At 43.3% G+C, this 14099-nt stretch carries 17 protein-coding genes; 7 read left to right on the plus strand and 10 right to left on the minus strand.

What is annotated here, in order from left to right; genetic code table 11:
- Position 1 precedes the first annotated feature (1 nt).
- Positions 2-448 carry a DUF417 family protein gene (locus tag LMH68_RS21860; protein ID WP_229647863.1) on the plus strand — a complete coding sequence of 149 codons (447 nt, stop codon included), beginning with the start codon at positions 2-4 and terminating at the stop codon, positions 446-448.
- A gap of 115 nt (positions 449-563) precedes the next feature.
- Here the strand turns inward: LMH68_RS21860 and LMH68_RS21865 are convergent, their stop codons facing one another.
- From LMH68_RS21865 to LMH68_RS21905, 9 genes are all read right to left on the minus strand, one after another.
- The gene (locus LMH68_RS21865) at positions 564-1082 is read right to left on the minus strand and encodes a GNAT family N-acetyltransferase (protein WP_017062656.1); all 519 of its coding nucleotides are present in this window, start codon (positions 1080-1082) and stop codon (positions 564-566) included.
- Between the two features lie 69 nt (positions 1083-1151).
- A complete protein-coding gene (locus LMH68_RS21870; RefSeq protein WP_229647852.1) occupies positions 1152-1616 on the minus strand; it encodes an acyltransferase in 465 nt (154 codons plus the stop codon).
- Between the two features lie 118 nt (positions 1617-1734).
- Positions 1735-1884, minus strand: coding sequence for a hypothetical protein (locus LMH68_RS21875; protein WP_017067591.1), 150 nt, complete (start codon positions 1882-1884; stop codon positions 1735-1737).
- 94 nt (positions 1885-1978) lie between these two features.
- Positions 1979-2335, minus strand: a complete 357-nt coding sequence (locus tag LMH68_RS21880; protein WP_229647853.1) for a hypothetical protein — start codon at positions 2333-2335, stop codon at positions 1979-1981.
- A gap of 56 nt (positions 2336-2391) precedes the next feature.
- Entirely contained in the window at positions 2392-3045 is a 654-nt protein-coding gene (locus LMH68_RS21885; RefSeq protein ID WP_229647854.1) for a DJ-1/PfpI family protein, read from the minus strand.
- A 115-nt stretch (positions 3046-3160) separates the two neighbouring features.
- Positions 3161-3625 (minus strand): GNAT family N-acetyltransferase, encoded by a 465-nt coding sequence (locus LMH68_RS21890; RefSeq protein WP_229647855.1) that lies wholly within the window; start codon positions 3623-3625, stop codon positions 3161-3163.
- A 19-nt stretch (positions 3626-3644) separates the two neighbouring features.
- On the minus strand, positions 3645-3995 hold the full coding sequence (locus LMH68_RS21895) for a hypothetical protein (protein ID WP_210472245.1): 351 nt from the start codon (positions 3993-3995) through the stop codon (positions 3645-3647).
- 325 nt (positions 3996-4320) lie between these two features.
- Positions 4321-5568 carry a RidA family protein gene (locus LMH68_RS21900; protein WP_229647856.1) on the minus strand — a complete coding sequence of 416 codons (1248 nt, stop codon included), beginning with the start codon at positions 5566-5568 and terminating at the stop codon, positions 4321-4323.
- 569 nt (positions 5569-6137) lie between these two features.
- Positions 6138-7022 carry an AraC family transcriptional regulator gene (locus tag LMH68_RS21905; protein ID WP_017067592.1) on the minus strand — a complete coding sequence of 295 codons (885 nt, stop codon included), beginning with the start codon at positions 7020-7022 and terminating at the stop codon, positions 6138-6140.
- Positions 7023-7215: 193 nt separating this feature from the next.
- On the opposite strand from LMH68_RS21905, the gene LMH68_RS21910 reads away from it, so the two are divergent.
- The 6 genes from LMH68_RS21910 to LMH68_RS21935 all read left to right on the plus strand — a co-directional run bounded on the left by LMH68_RS21910 (position 7216) and on the right by LMH68_RS21935 (position 13157).
- Positions 7216-8364, plus strand: coding sequence for an iron-containing alcohol dehydrogenase (locus tag LMH68_RS21910; RefSeq protein ID WP_017072209.1), 1149 nt, complete (start codon positions 7216-7218; stop codon positions 8362-8364).
- Positions 8365-8589: 225 nt separating this feature from the next.
- Positions 8590-9336 carry an amino acid ABC transporter ATP-binding protein gene (locus tag LMH68_RS21915; protein WP_102333483.1) on the plus strand — a complete coding sequence of 249 codons (747 nt, stop codon included), beginning with the start codon at positions 8590-8592 and terminating at the stop codon, positions 9334-9336.
- Positions 9336-10133, plus strand: coding sequence for an amino acid ABC transporter permease (locus tag LMH68_RS21920; protein ID WP_017072207.1), 798 nt, complete (start codon positions 9336-9338; stop codon positions 10131-10133). The genes LMH68_RS21915 and LMH68_RS21920 overlap by 1 nt, the downstream gene beginning before the upstream one ends.
- Before the next feature lie 12 nt (positions 10134-10145).
- A complete protein-coding gene (locus tag LMH68_RS21925) occupies positions 10146-10955 on the plus strand; it encodes a transporter substrate-binding domain-containing protein (protein WP_017062665.1) in 810 nt (269 codons plus the stop codon).
- Positions 10956-11093: 138 nt separating this feature from the next.
- A complete protein-coding gene (locus tag LMH68_RS21930; protein ID WP_102428564.1) occupies positions 11094-12020 on the plus strand; it encodes an amino acid ABC transporter permease in 927 nt (308 codons plus the stop codon).
- A gap of 192 nt (positions 12021-12212) precedes the next feature.
- Positions 12213-13157: an ADP-ribosylglycohydrolase family protein gene (locus tag LMH68_RS21935; RefSeq protein WP_229647857.1), complete on the plus strand. Its 945-nt coding sequence runs from the start codon at positions 12213-12215 to the stop codon at positions 13155-13157.
- Between the two features lie 60 nt (positions 13158-13217).
- Here the strand turns inward: LMH68_RS21935 and LMH68_RS21940 are convergent, their stop codons facing one another.
- The gene (locus LMH68_RS21940; protein WP_229647858.1) at positions 13218-14099 is read right to left on the minus strand and encodes a LysR family transcriptional regulator; all 882 of its coding nucleotides are present in this window, start codon (positions 14097-14099) and stop codon (positions 13218-13220) included.

Below are 14099 nucleotides of genomic sequence, written 5' to 3' on the forward strand. Positions count from 1 at the left end.
TATGCATGTTCAAACCTATGATTTAAAACAGAGTAATGTGGGATATAACCTAGGCGTGATTGGCGTAGCGTTGGTGTTAGCTTGGATTGGTATTTACAAGTTTACGCCAACCGAAGCAATGCTTATCGAGCCTTTAATCGCAAACCATCCTGCAATGAACTGGTTTTACAATCTGTTCTCAGTACAAGCTGTGTCTAACATGGTGGGTGGCGCGGAGATCATCGTCGCGATTGGATTGATCGTTGGATTTAAGAAGCCGACAGTAGCTTTCTACTCAGGCATTGCTGCATCGGCTATCTTTGTTGTGACACTTAGCTTCCTGGTTACAACGCCAAACGCTTGGAAAGTATCGGATGGCATCTTAGTCACTAACTTCTTCCTAGTGAAAGATATCCTGTTTTTGGCTATCGCGATTAGCGTAATCGAACATAACAAACCTCAGAAGTAACCGTAAATCTAGAAGTGGCCAAACCTAGAAGTAACCTTAAACCTTTAAATAAAAAGACTCGAAGCTGGCTAGAAGGACGCTGCCAGCTTCTAATGTATAAGGCACTGATAGTCACCTAGTCAGCTAAAACCTTACGATAAAAATTAGCATCTTGATGTTCTCCTTTAAACACCGCGTAGCTCTCAACATACTCGACCAATTCAAAACCGGTATTGGATAAGATTTTGTTGGAACCGATATTGCCCACTAACGCATAGGCATCAACATATTTAAGGTTGGTCTGTTCCTCCAAATAGAGTAGAAACTGCTTTACTGCGTTAGACGCAATGCCTTTTGAAGCAAAGGAACGACCTACTCGATACCCTAGCTCTCCACTATGGGCGATCTGGTCGATATCGCGGATGTTGATTCTTCCACAGACAGTGCCATTGGCATCTTTGATCAACATAGGAATCATCTCACCATTCTCGTATTCAGTTAGAAAGCTGGTGATTTGCTCGGTCACACCTGCATTTGAATAGAAGCTATCACCCCTAACTGGAATAAATTGCTCAAACCACTCTCGATTTTCGACCTCAAAATCCAAAAGCGCACTCGCGTCATTCGGTTGAAGTAAGTGTAAAAATACATCCATGACAAATACTCTAATGTTTCCCTAAAAAGCCGCACCTTATGATTCATGAACCACGGCTTATTAATACGGTTACGGTAAACCTCTCAATTTCTTGGCTGGGTTACCTGCGTAGATACCTTTTTCGGTGATGTCTTTCGTTACCACACTGCCCGCGCCGATTACTGCACCTTCGCAAATGCTGACAGACAGAACCGTAGCGTTAGAACCGATCGTGACGTTGTCAGCTATCAAGGTACGCCCCCAACTTTCAGGATTAGGATCTGGCTTGCCCTCTTTGAATAAGTCGTTGGCAAACATGACTCCGTGACCAACAAAGCAGTCACTTCCAATGGTCACATACTCACAGATAAAGGTGTGAGATTGAATCTTGCTTCTCGCACCTATCACGGTGTTCTTTTGAATCTCAACAAAGGGGCCAACTAACACATCATCTTTAAGCTCACAGCCATAAACGTTACTTGGCTCGATGATAGTGACATTCTCGCCACAGGTAATATCAGTAATCTGTGACTTTAATACTCTTGGACTTGCCATACTTCACTTCCTCTCGACATTAGCGTCACAATTCAACCTAAGAGATTGTGCCGTAGCCATTAAAGTGCAGCAAATAGATATGTTGAGAGTTGGCAATGGATCAGAAATTCTGCATAAATTAAAACAGTCCTACCAGCACAACTGACAACAGCACCCCACCGATAAAACTTGGGGCGTGGAATGGCTGAGCTTTAGATCTAACGTACTCTTTTTGAAGGTCTTCTTGGTAAGTTTTAACGGCGAGTTCTTTTATGTAGTTATTTTGCATAATAAGCTCCTTCTTAATCAGTAAGAGAAGCTTAAGACTTGAAGTTAGGTTGAGGTAAAGCAAAAAATCAGATTAATTAAACACTTTATTTTTGTTACTCGAGGATTACCCTGAACACATCGTTATTCACGCCGCCAACATCTACTAACTCTCCCGGTTTCATTAGAAGCGAGGTGTTAAGCTGTCGTGTTGAACGTGGCTCTTTTGTTTCTCGAATCACTAACATATCGACAAAATAGCCAGAGTCTTTCTTTGATATTGAGCCCGAAAACGTAACGCTTTCAACCCTATCGGCAAGGACTGAATTGAATGTTTTATCCTCTAAAACACCTGCGGCGATGGATGTATCACCATAAAATAGCGTGATGGTTGTTGGGTCGGGTACCAACTCTTGATTGGACGAACACCCTATTAGGGTAAGGCATAGCAGTAAAATAATTCGAAATTGCATAAACTGGTTTTCTTTCTCTCGTTAAACGCTTTTTGTAAAAATACCATGACGATGATTTAACTCACCGCGTCTGTAAGCTCAGCTTTGAATGACTTGTTGTGTAAGTTATCAGCCTCTGCAGACTGGATGGTTCTAGAGATAAGCTCTTCGAAGAGCTCTAGCTGCCCTGCAGGGATGAGCTGATTTTGTATCGCCCTACGTTTGTTAGAATCAAATAACCGCTCGGCCACCCAACCAATTAAGTAGACCAGAGAAAGGCACCCACCAGCTGTAGCAATGTTGCCTTCGATGACTAGAGGTAGATCTTGAACATCTCCACCCATCGCTTCTAATGTTTGTTTTGCATGCGGATTTGTTGTTAGCCTCTTGCCTTTAAGTAAACCGAGTTCGTGCAACACAAAAGATCCAGCGCAAATCGACCCGATTAACTGCTCGCTCGGATCCAACTGTAATGAGTTCATGAACTCTGGTTCTCTCAATGCAGCCGGAATACCACGATAACCACTTGTGATCAGCACAACGTCTTGCTGCGCAACTTCACTCAAATGACCATCGGTTTTCACGGTCATACCCAAATGTGAGCGATGCTCGAGCTTGGTTCCGAGAACCTTAACCTCCCAAGAGTCTGTCGTTCTTCCTAGTAAGTCATACATCAAGAAGAAGTCTACATCGGTGAAGTCATCAAATAATACGATTCCGACTTTGTACATAATACATGCCCTTGCTGATTACTCTCGAAAGATAAGAAGCGTTAATAGTGATGCGTTTGATAGAAAGGTGATATTAACCACCACACACTTGAGGTCAAACTCGATCCACAATTATTTATGACCCCAAGGTAACAGCGACGAAGTTAGCCCATTTTTTTTTTACTTCAGGAGTCAACGCTAGTGTAAATTCATAACCTAAGTGATTCTCACGTGTTATTTCAAACCCTAATCGCTTATGAAACTGCACCGACAGTTCATTTAGGCGTAAAACATTGCTTACTAATACCCTTGAATCGCGCTCTTTCAGTATATTTACAATGCCACGAAATAGAGCAAGAAAAGCGGCTTTACTTCTATAGTCTGGGTGTACCACAAACATAGGGACAAACCACTTTCCATCCCCTAAATCACTCAACGTTGTGTAGCCAATTAGCTTATTCTGTCGCCGATATTCGACAAGCAGTCCTTGTTCCATTGATTGAGTGCGCGATGCTAAATACACATCTCTATCTATTGGAAAGCCCGCTTCTTTTGAAATTGACTCTAATGTCATCAAGTCCAGCTCTAAATATTCTTCCATTACGGCCTCTTACCCGTACTTAAAAGAATTGCAGAACAAAGCACGCAATAAACGCCGGTAAGCCAGCAATGAATAACACTAAGCCCGTTTGATAATTCATTCGATAGTGTTCTTGTTGGTCTTTAGCAAAATCGTGCCCGTCGACCATTTTGTAGACTTTGTCTGTAATAGGATCATCTAAGCGCGTTTTTTTGCTATGAACGCCTCCCTCCCACAGAAGTTTTGCCAATATCCAAATGACAATAACGACAAAAAATAAGAAGTCGACGAGTCGAGTAGAAGCAAAGAAAGGAAAAAACTGCGACAGCACATAAACGACCATTGCAGCCATCAAATTGATAAGCACCACTTTCTTTAACAAATCGAGCAAATGAACCTCCTCCAGAATCTTAGTACCTCAATAACAGGTATTTATAAAATTTAGATTTCTCGGTCAATCAAAAATTATGCGCAAGATTGCACTATATGAAGTGCCGCATGTTTAACAACCTTTATTGCTGATAGGAAGCATTACACCGCTCGTGGGGATGTATTGAGGTGGCGCTTACATTCGCGCCCAACTTGTGATGAATTAGAGTCATTGATTCGGTATACACTGTCGCTTAATCGCAGGCCTTCAAACTGAATCAGCTCTAATTCCAAGTTAGGAACTAGAGCCGAAATTTCAACGCTGTTATCGATGTGTGTAACGATGTTTAAGCAACAATGTCTTGTGGAGGTGTACCTTCGCAGTTAGAAACGACGGCATCAATTTGAATTAAAGCGTTCATAGGAATCTCTGAAACCCCTACTACCGTTCTTGCCGGTAACTCAGCATTAAAGAACGTAGTGTAGATTTCGTTCACCGCATCAATATCTGAAACATCTTTAAGCTGAATATTAATTTTCACCGTATCGTCCATGCTGTGCTCAACACTTTCAATGATCGCCTTAATATTCTTAAGACATTGTTCAGTTTGCTCTTTTATACCACCAGCAACCACTTCATTGGTTTTCGGATCTACAGGCAGTTGACCTGAAATATGATTGTAGTGAGAGAAAGCGACTGTGTGCGAATAAGCCATAAATGGCGCATCAACCGTATTATTAGCTTCGATAACCAGTAAGCGAGTGTCTTCTGGCAGTTGTGGCGGTGTACCGTCGCCATGTGAAATGGATGTATCAATTTGAATTAAAGCACCCATTGGTAATTCAGTTGCGTTAACAACGGTGCGAGCAGGAACGTAGCTTGGGAAGAATTTAGCACATACTTCATTTACCACTTCCGCATCTGCGATATTTTTTAGGTAGATAGTCGTTTTAACCACATCATTCATGACGTGTCCGATGCTTTCTAAAATAGCTTTAATGTTTGATAGACATTGTGCTGTTTGCGCTTTGATACCACCATCAACCAACTCACCTGTGGCTACATCGATAGGCAATTGAGCCGAAAGGTTGTTGTAGTGAGAAAAAGCCGCAGTCTGCGTCGATACAGTACTTTGAGGCGCGTTATCTGTATTTCTTGATACCTTAACTAGCGCGCAAGGTGCTTGTGGTTTAGTGCCTTCGCCGTTTGAAATAAGCGCATCCATTTGAACTAAAGCGTCACTGTTCGGTAGCGCAGCTACGCCCACGACTGTGCGTGTAGGGAGGCTGTTTTGGAAGAAGCTTTTGTAAACTTCATCAATAGCATCGATATCAGAAATATTCTTAACGAAAACATTAATCTTCACAACATCATCCATAACATGGTCGATGCTTTCAACAATGGCCTTAATATTATTTAAGCATTGTGCTGCTTGGTCTTTAATATCACCAATCACTACTTCACCTGTTTTAGGGTCAACAGGTAATTGAGCTGAAAAGTTATTATAATGAGAAAAAGCGACCGTTTGTGTAGATACAGAATTAATTGGTGCGTTTTCAGTATTTCTTGAAATTTTAATGATATCGCTACTCATCGGAATTATCCTTTTAATAATATAGTCATACGTATTTATATTTAACAATCGTATTGGAAAGAATGATTAAAGTAGCGCCATATTAAGTGAATTATTTTAAGGTAAACGTGATATCAATCAGACTCTCAGTTGACTACAAATCAGCAAGTTACAGAATAATTAGTCATCAAACGACTAATTATCCGTCGTACTAGGCTTTATCAACTGCTAAATTATCTTTAATTTTAAGTCTATTCAATAATCCTGAATACTCTCTCTGATAGTACGGTGAGTAATTCCAGAATTTTAGATAATATTTGATAGGTTGTTCACACTAAAACTTCGTTAATAGCTAAGTTAGTGAGTTTCTCCCCTATACCTGTGCATAAACTCTTAGGCTATTTAATTAATTATTTTCGAGAGCTTATTTTATATAAGTACGTTAATAATATATTCGAGAATCAAATACCTACAATCTGACAATGCCTATGATTAGATACATTTACTCATATAATTCAACAAATATGAGCAATCGTCACCATAGCTTTTGGCATTATAGCTCTCAACACATAGTTTCGTTGAAAGAAGAACTAAACCGCTCTTGGAGTAGTATTGAAGTGGCGCTTAAATTCGCGGCTAAATTGAGATGGGCTGGAGTAACCGACTCGACGTGCAGCATCACTAATACGAAGGCCTTCTAGTTGAATCAGCTCTTTGGCTTTATTAAGTCTAACCTTTTTCAAGTATTGAAGAGGTGATTCAAAGGTGACATTACGGAATGCATTGTGGAAGGCAGACACGCTCATGTTGGCTTCGTCAGCAAGCGATTGAACGGTGATGGTTTGGTCGTACTCTTCATGCACTTTAGACAGCGCTTTGGCAACACGTGCGTAATGGCCATCATGATGAGCTAAATCAAACAGCACACGCCCTTCTGAACCGGTTAATGCGCGGTAGACAATCTCCGTTACCATGGCATCGCCCAATATGTTGGCTTCAATGTCGCAATGCAGCGTTTTCACCAATCGGGTAAAGCTCTCTAGCATTTGCTCTTCCATTGGCGTCGATTCTAAGCCACTCGAGTTCTGTTTGTGCTTGTTGCAGTAGCTCTCTAAGAAGCCTTGATCTTCGAGCTTTTTGACTAAGCTATGCAAGCGTTGAGAATCAATGCTAATCGACAAGCCAAGCAATGGTTCACCATTAACAGGCAAGGCTTCGCACTCTAACGGCATTGGCACACCCACCACAAGATAATCACCTGCAGCGTAAGTCACTGGCCTTTCGCCAATGTAGATGTTCTTTTTACCCTGTCCGAGCATGATAATGCCAGACTGGTAAGTAAATGGCTGACGCTGATTCCCGCCACTGCTTCTATACAACCACACGCCGCTAATTTCAGTTTCTCTGATCCCTTCGAGATCATCCCAACCTTTGTGTTCTACATATGACTGTAACAACTGAGCGAGTGTTTTCATAAGTGGCGACTTTCCATTCCAAGTGCTAAGAGTAAGTAAGCTAAAGCAGAGGAAGAATATCAAGTTTGTAGAAATAGGCAATTTATTTGGAGGAACAGCTCTTCATTGACCTAGATTACTGTACTAATATGCAAATATGGAAATTGAGCAATAAACCAAAATAACAAATTTCGCTTTACACAAGGAATCTCTGATGCAATTTACTTACGTTAACCCTACTGTTATCCATTTCGGTCAAGGCCAAATCAACGCTATCAGCCAAGCGGTTGATACTTCAAAGAAAGTACTAGTCATCTATGGTGGCGGCTCAATCAAGAGCAACGGTGTTTACGACCAAGTTGTAGAGTCTTTAAAAGATCACTCTTGGATTGAGTTCTCTGGCGTTGAAGCAAACCCAACCAAAGAGACGCTAGACAAAGCAGTCGCTCTTGTTAAAGAAGAAAACGTAGAGTTCATTATCGCTGTTGGCGGTGGTTCAGTAATCGACGGTTCTAAATACGTTGCTGGAGCGGCTAAATACGACGGCGACGGTTGGGATATCCTAACGGGCAAACACCAAGTAACTGAAGCGACGCCAATCGGCGCGGTACTGACTCTTCCTGCGACAGGTTCTGAATCTAACATGGGCGCGGTAATCACGCGTAAAGCGACTCAAGAGAAACTGGCATTCCTGAACCCTGCAGTACAGCCTAAGTTTGCGGTTATGGACCCAGATGTAATGAAGTCTCTACCTGAGCGCCAGCTGATCAACGGATTAGTTGATGCGTGGGTTCACGTATGTGAGCAATACATCACGATGCCAACAGACGCAATGGTTCAAGACGGTTACGCAGAAACACTGCTTAAGAACCTACTTGTACTGGGTAAGCAATACGACGAGCGTGACAACGATGCATGGCGTGCAAACCTAATGTGGACAGCAAACCAAGCGCTTAACGGCCTGATTGGTACAGGTGTTCCTCAAGATTGGGCAACTCACATGATTGGCCACGAATTCACTGCACTATGGCACGTAGACCACGCACGTTCGCTTGCGATTGTTCAACCTTCACTACTTCGTAACCAAATCGAAGCGAAACGTGGCAAGCTAGAGCAAATGGGTCGTAACGTATTTGGCTTAGAAGCGGGTGCTGATTTAGCAGAACGCACAATCGCTGCAATCGAAGCGTTCTACCACAGCCTAGACGTAGCAACCATGTTCGACGGCTACGAAACAAACAAAGCAACGGCGATTGACAATGTTGTTGCTCAACTTGAATCACACGGCTACCTACAACTTGGTGAGAACCAAGCAATCACGCCAGAGAAAACACGTGAGATTCTAGAGTCTGCGATTCACTAAGAATCGGGAAAATAGAGAGAAAGTAAAGATATTGGTCATACAACGATGAATTTTCACATCTGACTGAACCCATTACTTTTTTCTTTCGTACAACAGAAGCAGCGTTCATTTTGGGCGCTGCTTTTTAATTTGCCCTACAAGATGCTATTAAATTCTCATAAGTCCCTAATTTTATGTGCAATCATATTTCTATATTGTTAAGGTAAACCTGTCTCTTTACTAGGTATGAACAACGATTTGAACAATCTCAAGGAAATGGTTAAGTTTAAGTCACTTAACAAGTGGTATGGTGATTTTCATGCCCTAAAGGATATCGATTTAAATATTGAACAAGGAGAGATAGTGGTGATTTGCGGGCCGTCTGGTTCGGGTAAATCAACATTGATCCGTTGTATCAATCAGCTAGAACCTTTCGAAAGTGGCGAACTTTCCGTGCTAGAACAAGTACTCCCGAGTAAGTTCAACACACCGGGCCAAGTCGGAATGGTGTTTCAGCACTTTCATTTATTCCCCCATCTTACCGTGCTTGAGAACCTAACTCTGTCGCCAATTCGTACGCTTAAAAAAAGCAAACAAGAAGCCGAGAAGATAGCAATGCACTATCTAGAGCGTGTGCACATTGCAGAACAAGCCAACAAATACCCAGTGCAACTTTCTGGCGGCCAGCAACAACGCGTGGCTATCGCCCGTTCCCTGTGTATGAAGCCGGAATTACTCTTGTTTGACGAACCCACTTCAGCGCTTGATCCGGAGATGATCAACGAAGTGCTCGATGTGATGGTTGAACTGGCGAGCGAAGGCATCACTATGGTGTGTGTGACCCACGAAATGGGCTTTGCAAAACAAGTGGCCGACCGCGTTATCTTCATGGATGAAGGACAAATTGTGGAATCGAATACTCCACAATCGCTTTTTGAAACCCCTCAACATGAACGTACTCAAGCGTTCCTAAATCAGATCCTGACTTATTGATGTTGATTCGAATTATTAAACCCGCCCTATCTGCTTTGGTACAGATTGTTGTACTGGTGGCTGCTGTTGTTTGGATTCTCGACTCTGGTGCACAAACCATGGGATACAGCTGGCAATGGGAGCGTGTGCCGGACTATATTGCTTTCTATGAAGATGGTGAATGGTGGCCTGCAGAATTAGTTGAAGGGCTACTAGTTACCATCAATATCTCTTTGATTTCTTTGGTTGCAACGCTGGTGATTGGCTTAACCACAGCCCTATTGCGAAACTCCAATTCGGTGGTTGGACGCACCTTAGCCACCAGCTATGTTGAGTTGATTCGTAACACGCCGTTATTAGTACAAATTTATTTGCTCTATTTTGTATTTGGCCCCGTATTAGGGCTCGATCGCTTTAGTACTGCCGTTTTAGCCTTGGCACTTTTCCAAGGCGCTTACACCGCCGAGATATTTCGTGCTGGTTTAAATGGTATTGCGAGAGGACAATTTGAAGCAGCTCAATCCTTGGGCTTATCAAAGACCTATACTTACTGGGATGTGATTCTTCCTCAGGTGGTGCAACGCACCTTGCCACCTTTGACCAATGAAGTGATCTCTCTTATTAAAAACTCTTCAATTGTGAGTGTCATGGCTATTTTTGACCTGACGACTGAAGCCAGAAACATTGTTTCTGAAACCGCGATGCCATTCGAGATTTGGTTCTCTGTGGCGATCATTTATCTTGCTCTTACACTTTCACTTTCTGCCGTTGCTGCTTGGCTTGAGCATAAGCTCGGAGCTAACTGGCGAACACAATAAGGATTTATCAGCATGAAGCTATTTAAAACCGCGATTACAGCCCTACTTGCGCTTGCCGTCAGTTTGCCTGCTCTTGCTTCTGAAACGCCTAACCTAGACAAAATCAACGAACGTGGCTCTCTACGCGTTGGTATGTCGACGTTTGTTCCTTGGGCGATGCGTAACAAACAAGGCGATCTTGTTGGCTTTGAAATCGACGTGGCGAAACGCCTTGCCGAAGATTCGGGTTGGAAAGTCGAGTTCGTTCCTACGGCATGGGACGGCATCATCCCTTCTCTACTTTCGAACAAGTTTGATGTAATCATTGGCGGTATGTCTATCACTGAAGCTCGCGCTAAAAGCGTATTGTTCACTGAACCTTACTCGCACTCCGGCGTCCAACTGGCGGCGAATAAAGAGCTAGCAGAAGGTTATACACAAATCTCTGATTTTGATTCTCGCCGTGTAAAAATCGCTGCGCGTCGTGGTGCGTTCACAGTTCAAGTGGCTCGTGAAACCTTCCCTAAAGCGAAAGTTCTACAGTTCGATGACGATGCTCAAGCATTCCAAGAAGTGTTAAACGGCAACGCGCACGCAGTTATCGCGTCTAGCCCGAAACCAGAACATGAAGCGATTAAAAACGCAGACACGCTATTTATTCCATTCGAAGAACGCCTATCAAAAGGTAATGAAGCATTTGCAGTTCGCCTAGGTGAAACTGACAAGACAGAATTCTTCAACGAGTGGATCAAAGCACGTACTGAAGACGGTTGGTTGAAAGAGCGTTACGAGTACTGGTTCTCTACTCTAGATTGGCAAGACCAGATTGCTCAAGGTCAGTAATCAACTGCCAATTAGACGCTAAAGAACCAATCAAGGCAGTACCTTGCTGGTACTGTCTTTTAAGAAACACCCGAGATAGCTATAAACTCATAGCCACTCTCACAGCATATTAATTATCATTGTTTAAACAGGAATGACGTGAGTAGTACTAGCGCATTATCAACGCCCAAGCCCAACCTTCACACGAAGCCTTGGTATCAACGCCTCAATCTATTAGATGGAGTGTTGTTTGCGATCATTTTCGCGTTCGCAGGTTGGCTTTATTATCGTTCCGCTGTTGGTATTAACTACCATTGGCGCTGGGAAGATGCGTTTACCCTGATTTTCATTCCGCCTTCTCAAGGCAATATTCCTTACTTTTTCCAAGGCTTGATCGCGACACTGCGCTTGAGTGTTTGGAGCATGGTTTTAGCACTCTCTTTTGGCACATTACTTGGCGTTGCTAGGCACTCTAAAATTGCTTTCTTTCGTACGCCTGCACTGATTTTTATCCAACTGGTTCGAAATATTCCACCACTGGTTTTTGTCTTCATATTCTATTTCTTCGTTTCTAACCAACTGATTCCATTACTTGGTTTAGAAAGTATCTTACGTGAACACAACGGCGAGATTAACGCTGTTCAAGCCTTTCTGTTTGGTCCTGCTAACCTTTGGGAAAACTTGGCGTCTGGTGTTATCTGTATTGGTTTGCTCTCTTCGGCTTACATCGCAGAAGTGATTCGAGCTGGCTTAGAAAGTATTCCTAAAGGGCAATGGGAAGCGGCCGATTCACTCGGCTTATCGGCGTTGTCTAAGTATCGATTTGTGGTTGGCCCGCAAGTATTAACGGCCATCACACCGCCTTTAGCAGGTCAGGCAATTTCTCTAGTAAAAGATACCTCGATTGTATCCCTGATTTCGATTCAAGAGATGACATTTGTTGGCACTGAAATGGCGAACTCTTCCGGTTTGATCTTCGAGATCTGGCTGATTGTAGGCTTCGTATATTTTGCTTTATGCTTTGTGCTTTCGCGTCTGTTCAAAGTGATTGAGCAACGTTCTAGTGCTTACCTTAACCATCAGTAACGTCATTAATAAGAAGTACCGACTCGCCCAGCTATTCATCACCCTTACCCATTTCACCTGATTGATTTAAGTTATTGATCAGTCAGAATTTATTCCTTCATATTTCTTCTTAGAAACACAGCAAAATGCTCGGCTAATCACTATACTTAACGTATCGAACTACGTTGATTCATCTCAAGGACATCGCTCAACATGGACAATCATAAAGAAAGAGCTTTTTACGCCGTTGTCGGCGCATTAGTTGGAGACGCTGCTTCAATGGGGCTGCACTGGCTATATGACCAAGAGAGGATCTTACACGTAGCAGGTTTTGAGCCAGAATTTCGCTCACCGAATCAGTTCGATTATCAAGACAAGGGCTACTTTGCTCACCAAGGAAAAACCGCAGGTGAACAATCACAGTATGGTGCTCAGCTATTGGCGATGGTCGACAGTTTAGTCGACAACCAACAGTACGATGAAGCGAGCTACATCAAGCACTTCCGATTCTGGTTTGATTTTGGTGGTAGTTGGCGAGGCTATATTGATAAAGCGACTCGTATGAGCTTGTTGAACATCCATCAATTAGAATTGGCAAATGCCCCGATTACTGCCTGTGGCGCGGATGATACACAGCTCCCCGCAGTCTCAAAGATCATTCCATTAGTGGCGTGTACTTACACCTCTCACACCTTACCTGCAATGGTAGAGAGTGCGGTACGAGTCACTAATAATAATGATAAAGCGGTAGAGTGGGCACAAGCCATCACCCTACTGATTCAAGCCGCGATACAAGGCAATTCACCATTACAATCAGTAGAGATGGTACGACAAACCTGCAGCAAGTTTATACACGATCAAATCGATGAAGCCCTCTCAGCGCCTGAGCTTTCAATAACAGATGCCGCGAAAAAGTTCGGGTTGCATTGCGAATTGAGTGCCGCGTTCCCGCTGCTGATTCGCATCATTGCTGGCGCTCAGAGCTTTAAACAAGGTATCCGCGACAACATTTTATGTGGGGGCGATAGCTGCGGGCGTGCGATCGTGATTGGCGCGGTATTAGCGGCTTGCTTCTATGAAGAAGCCGGAGCGATTCCAACAGAATGGTTAAACCAAGTCGAACTCAATGGCGGCGTGCTGTCTTTACCTATTGAGTGATTTCCACAATAACGAACTAGAGTCTGACATAAGACAAGTAAACTTCTAGGTCGAAGACTGTCATTCCTTTAAGGTTGGAACACACTGCGATAACTCATTTTTCAGCCAAACCACAAACGGGCTTTCTGGCTCATCGCGCTTGTTATCTTGTGTGAGCAATATGTACTGATGACCGGAAGGCACAAAGCCGAACGGTGCGATTAAGTTGCCTCTATTCAAATCATCAACCACCAATGGATAAGAACCAAGAGCCGCTCCTAGCCCATCAACAGCCGCTTGAAAGCAGAAATAGAAGTGTGCAAAGGTCTGGTTTGATATAGTTTGTGACACCAATCGGCGATCAAATTCACTATCTTTGGTGATGGATGCCCAGTGGCTCCAAGCGTTTGGTCGCGTGCTGCTGTGCAGTAATTTTACATCGGCTAGCTTGTCTTTGACCTGTTGCCAGTAATCAGGCGAGAACACAGGGCCAACCCACTCTTCAACTAACGGTATCTGTTTGTAATGCTCGGTTACGTTGAAGTCGTCTCGGCGAATGGCCATATCTAATCCAGTTGCGCCTAATGTCACAGGCCCACCTGCGGTAGACAATCGAACATCAATTCCGGATTCGTTATAGAAATCACCGAGTCGAGGCATTAACCAGCGCATGGTCAATGTGGGTTCGCATGAAACCTCCAACGCTTGATGATTCAGCTTATGGACTCCAGTTTCCAAGGCTTGGAACGCTTGCTCTGTGTAACCTTTGAGTAATTCCCCCTCTTTGGTGAGACACACATTCCTGCCCTGTTTATAGAACAAGGCGTGAGATAAGTGATTTTCCAATACCTTGATCTGCTTACTCACTGCGCCATGTGTGATATTGAGTTTATCCGCCGCATCACTGTAACTGCTCGAATGCGCTGCTACGTGGAAAATATGAAATGCTTTCAAATGTCTCAT

It is taken from the genome of Vibrio sp. F13, assembly GCF_020806305.2.
Classification (GTDB): Bacteria; Pseudomonadota; Gammaproteobacteria; order Enterobacterales; family Vibrionaceae; genus Vibrio; species Vibrio crassostreae_C.

Excerpts from the sequence above, each read along its gene's own strand:
- LMH68_RS21905 (WP_017067592.1), bottom strand. The coding sequence starts at position 7,022 with ATGAAAACACTCGCTCAGTTGTTACAGTCATATGTAGAACACAAAGGT.
- LMH68_RS21900 (WP_229647856.1), bottom strand. The coding sequence starts at position 5,568 with ATGAGTAGCGATATCATTAAAATTTCAAGAAATACTGAAAACGCACCA.
- LMH68_RS21890 (WP_229647855.1), bottom strand. The coding sequence starts at position 3,625 with ATGGAAGAATATTTAGAGCTGGACTTGATGACATTAGAGTCAATTTCA.
- LMH68_RS21880 (WP_229647853.1), bottom strand. The coding sequence starts at position 2,335 with ATGCAATTTCGAATTATTTTACTGCTATGCCTTACCCTAATAGGGTGT.
- LMH68_RS21915 (WP_102333483.1), top strand. The coding sequence starts at position 8,590 with ATGAACAACGATTTGAACAATCTCAAGGAAATGGTTAAGTTTAAGTCA.
- LMH68_RS21940 (WP_229647858.1), bottom strand. The coding sequence starts at position 14,099 with ATGAGACATTTGAAAGCATTTCATATTTTCCACGTAGCAGCGCATTCG.
- LMH68_RS21860 (WP_229647863.1), top strand. The coding sequence starts at position 2 with ATGCATGTTCAAACCTATGATTTAAAACAGAGTAATGTGGGATATAAC.
- LMH68_RS21885 (WP_229647854.1), bottom strand. The coding sequence starts at position 3,045 with ATGTACAAAGTCGGAATCGTATTATTTGATGACTTCACCGATGTAGAC.
- LMH68_RS21865 (WP_017062656.1), bottom strand. The coding sequence starts at position 1,082 with ATGGATGTATTTTTACACTTACTTCAACCGAATGACGCGAGTGCGCTT.
- LMH68_RS21910 (WP_017072209.1), top strand. The coding sequence starts at position 7,216 with ATGCAATTTACTTACGTTAACCCTACTGTTATCCATTTCGGTCAAGGC.
- LMH68_RS21935 (WP_229647857.1), top strand. The coding sequence starts at position 12,213 with ATGGACAATCATAAAGAAAGAGCTTTTTACGCCGTTGTCGGCGCATTA.
- LMH68_RS21870 (WP_229647852.1), bottom strand. The coding sequence starts at position 1,616 with ATGGCAAGTCCAAGAGTATTAAAGTCACAGATTACTGATATTACCTGT.
- LMH68_RS21925 (WP_017062665.1), top strand. The coding sequence starts at position 10,146 with ATGAAGCTATTTAAAACCGCGATTACAGCCCTACTTGCGCTTGCCGTC.
- LMH68_RS21875 (WP_017067591.1), bottom strand. The coding sequence starts at position 1,884 with ATGCAAAATAACTACATAAAAGAACTCGCCGTTAAAACTTACCAAGAA.
- LMH68_RS21920 (WP_017072207.1), top strand. The coding sequence starts at position 9,336 with ATGTTGATTCGAATTATTAAACCCGCCCTATCTGCTTTGGTACAGATT.